Source organism: Armatimonadota bacterium (assembly GCA_036504095.1).
GTDB lineage: Bacteria > Armatimonadota > DTGP01 > JAKQQT01 > JAKQQT01 > DASXUL01.
The window spans coordinates 1-3832 of record DASXVS010000076.1 but is presented as its reverse complement, the minus strand read 5'-3'; the positions used below and the strand labels follow the sequence as shown (position 1 = coordinate 3832).

Here is a 3832-nt window from a genome sequence, read left to right as displayed (position 1 = left end):
AGGGCTGGGCGGCGCTCCTCACGCTCGTGCGCACAAGCCTGGAGGACAAGAACGCGCCCGAGGCTCGCGCGCTCGTCGCCCAGCTGAGCGCCACACGCGGCGACCTCTACGACTTCCTCGCGGAGGAGGTCCTCGAGACGCTGTCGCCATCACTGCAGCGCTTCCTCACGCGCGTCTCGGTCCTCGTCGCCGTCGACGCGGAGACTGGCGCGCTGGTGGATGGCCGACCTGCGGCCGACCTCGCACCGCTGATCACCGAGGCCGAGACCCTAGGGCTCCTGACCCGTCCCGACCGCGAGTCCCCGCACCGTTTCCACCCCCTTGTCCGCGACTTCCTCGTCGCCCGCCTCCGCGAGGAAGTCGGCGAAGCCCAAGTCCGCTCGATGCACAAGATCGTCGCGCTGTTCCTGGAGCCTAGGGACTGGCTCGGAGCTGCGTGGCACTTTCGCGAAGCCAACGAGCCGGCTGAGACTGTTCGCGTGGTCGACTCAGCGGTGTCGGAGATCCTCGCAGCTGGCACATTTGAGCTCGCCGCGCAGTTCTTAGATGGGACCGCGGGCTCGCCCGATCGACCCGCCGCGCTACTTCTACGATCGAGAATCGAACTTGATCGGGGCCACTACGAGCGCGCTCTAGAGTTGGCTGCCGCCGCCTCGGCCGCCGCTGACGTTGGATTCTCCTCGGTGGCGCTCCTCAACGTCGCGTTCCTCCGAAGCATCCTCGGCTATGGCGAGGACTTCGTGCCGCTCGCGGAGGTAGCGCTGCGCGGCTCGCTCCCTGGTGCTCAAGCTGCACTCGCACAAGCTGCAATCGCGGTTGCTGAGTCCCAGGTCGAGGGAAACCTCGAGGTCGTGTCTGAACTTCTCGAACGGCTCGCGATCGACCAGAGCGCCCGCGGGCACGCTCGATACGCGGCGGTCAGTCGACTGAACCGGGCTTGGGTCCTGCTGTGGCTCGGCCGGTCGGAAGAGGCATACACCTCTGCCGGGACTGCGGAGGCCGAATTCGGGAAGTCGGCCAAGAGCGTCTACAGGGTCGGCGCGATGATGGCCCGGGCCCACGGACTGGCCCGGCTCGGCCGTTGGAGCGAGGCCGAGGAGTTGATCCGTCAGGCCCTCGAGAACCCATCCGAAGTCGCACGCGACGAAGCGGCAATCGAAGGAGGATCCCTTCACGTTGACTTTGGCGACATCGTCCGTGCAGAGTCGGTCTTGGCAGGCCGCGGGGCGGCTGCGAGGCCAGAGTTTGCCTCAGTCCAGGCCCTGCCCCTCGCTGGGATCGCGCTCAGAAGGCACGATGTGGATGCAGCTGCGCGCCTCGCGGCAGGCCTGGAAGCTGGGTTCTATCGGGACGTCGCAGGGCGCCTCCGGGTCCAACTGCTCAGGGCACGGGTCGCCGTCGCCAGGAATGAGGACTTCACAGGCGCGGTAATAGACGAACTCGAGCGCCTCGGGCGCGTCCAGCGAGCGCCTATCGGCATCCAAGCAGCGCACATTCTTCGGTGTGTTCATGCCGGCAAAGGCCTGAGCGGGGCGATCGATGCCGTCCCTCCTGCGGGCACCTACCTCCTTTCGATGCTCGCCGAGGAGATCACGAGGTCGCTCCCCCTGATCGGTGGCGCCGCGCTCTCGGTCGTTCGTAAGGAGGCGACCCTTCGACCCGACCGTTGGCGGTCTGCCCTCTGGCTCGCAGTGAGCGCGGGGGGAGCGGTCGCGGAAGCTGCAGCGGCACTTCTCGCCGACGTCGCCACCGCCGACGACGCGGCGCGGCTACGTGAAGCAGCCAAGAGCAACAAGGCCCTCCGGACGTTCGCCATCTCCGCGACGCGCCGCCTCGCTGCGAAGGTCTTGGTCGACGACCTCGGCTCCGTCTCGATCTACTTGGACAATAACCGCTTTCAAGGTCGCCTCCGGCGCAAGGTGGTCGGCCTCCTGTGCTATCTCAGCTCCCGTCCAGGGTTCTCTGCCACGCGCGATGAGGCGCTCGAAGCATTGTGGTCCGACCTAGGCCCAGACACTTCCGGTAACTCCCTGCATCAGACGATCTTCTTCCTCCGTCGCGTATTCGAACCGGACTACCGCGAGGGCCTCAGCGCTGGCTACGTGGGCTTTGACGGCGAGATCGTCCGACTTGATCCCGATCTGATCGACACGACGAGCCGGCGCGTTTGGGAGGTGCTGGGCCGGGCACAGCGTCCCTCAACCGACGACGCCGAGGAACTACTGCGTAGGTACAAGGGTCGCTACGCGCTGGACTTCGCGTACGAGGAGTGGGCAGCGCCATACCGCGAGACCCTCCACGCAGCGGTCTTGGCGTTCGTCGAAGCCAGCCTCAACTCAGCTCTGGAGATCGGGGATACAGGAGCGGTAATCAGAGTTGCGAGGTCGCTCCTACATGTCGACCCGGACGCCGACTCCGTCGAGTTGCTCCTCTTGCGTGCGTACAAGGTGAGTGGCCACCGCGCCGCGGCAGCGGAGCAATACGCGCACTACTCGGCCGTTCTGAGAGAAGGGCTCGGTGTCGAGCCGCCGTCGTTCGACGATCTCTAGGGACCTGTTGTCCAAGCGCAACGCGGCCGGCCTGTACCAGTGGGCATAGGTAGGGTTGCGTATTGACCGGTGCAGACGACGGAACCTAGAGTACGCCCCGCACTAGTACGAACGTACGGTGCGTCAAGGAAACGCTCGGACGCGCTGATACCACCACCTGAATTGGGCACTTAGGGTGGAGGTGGAGCGAGTAGTGCAACCGACCGACTTTCGAGTCTGGTCGGTTTTCGTGTTCCAGGTGGACACGGAGGCCGCAAGGAGGAACGAGCGTGGCACCGGAAATGTCCATCAAGGGCTGGTAGTCCAGATCGCGAGGGAGATCACCATGCGATCTCGGGTGTTCCAAATTCTCATGGCACTGGGCAGCGTGGCCGCACTGGCACTCGCTGGCGGCGCTTCAATCAAGGGCTATTAGGGATACTTTGGTCCCATTGCGGGACTCGAGGGCAATGGTAGTCTGCCCACTGCGCCAAGCAGAGGTGGCATGACCCGTTCCCTGAAGCTATACATTGCTGGGCTCGTGGGAGCCAGCGCATTGGCGCTGGTTATCACGAGCCTTGCTTTTGGTCTGAACAGGCACATCGCATTCGGCTTCTGGGGTCCCCCGAGCACCCCAACCGAGACTGAGGTGGTCCTCGGCCTCGGGTTTTGGACCGCCGTCACACTATTCGCCTCCGCACTGCCCGTGCCAATGCCGCGCGGGATGCTCGTCTCGGTTTCAATCGCTCCGATCCTGGCCTCGGCGTACCTCGGCGGGCCGGCAGCAGGCGCCTTCGTTGCGCTTATCGGGTCGACGGAAATGCGCGAGCTCCGAGGACGCATTCCGTGGTATGGGACGCTGGCAAATCACGCAGGCGTCGTGATCCCGACTGTCGCGGCAGGTCTGCTCATCGAGCTGCTAGGTCGTCACCAGGCCCTGCTCGTCGACTTCGCGGCACTGTTGGTCGCGTCGATCGCGTATTTTGGGCTCAACGTCGTCATCGTCTCTGTGCTGCTAGCCCTCAGAACGGGTCAGCCCGTACGGCGTCTCTTGGTAGGCGACACGCGGAACTTCGCCGCGAGCCTCGTTGGACTCGCACCGATCAGCTGGCTCATGGGCCAGATGTATGTGGTCGCTTGGTGGGCTGCGTTGCTGTTTGCCTTGCCCCTGTACACAACGCGGCTGGCGTATCACAACTTCATCGAGATGCGGGAGATGTTCACCCAGACCATCACCGCGTTGGCGGGGGCGGTGGACAAGCGGGATCCGTACACGAGCAAGCACAGCTGGCGCGTGAAGGAAA

3 protein-coding genes and 1 riboswitch are annotated in these 3832 nt (G+C 64.8%); all 3 genes read left to right on the top strand.

The genetic code is table 11. The annotated features are described in order from the left end of the window. A partial coding sequence (locus VGM51_17580) for a BTAD domain-containing putative transcriptional regulator (GenBank protein HEY3414850.1) occupies positions 1-2549 on the top strand: 2549 nt, incomplete at its 5' end. A gap of 128 nt (positions 2550-2677) precedes the next feature. After that, positions 2678-2761: riboswitch (cyclic di-GMP riboswitch) on the top strand. Continuing rightward, the gene (locus VGM51_17575) at positions 2743-2964 is read left to right on the top strand and encodes a hypothetical protein (GenBank protein ID HEY3414849.1); all 222 of its coding nucleotides are present in this window, start codon (positions 2743-2745) and stop codon (positions 2962-2964) included. (Overlaps the previous riboswitch by 19 nt.) Positions 2965-3033: 69 nt before the next feature. Continuing rightward, the coding region (locus tag VGM51_17570; protein ID HEY3414848.1) for a hypothetical protein at positions 3034-3832 on the top strand (799 nt) is incomplete at its 3' end.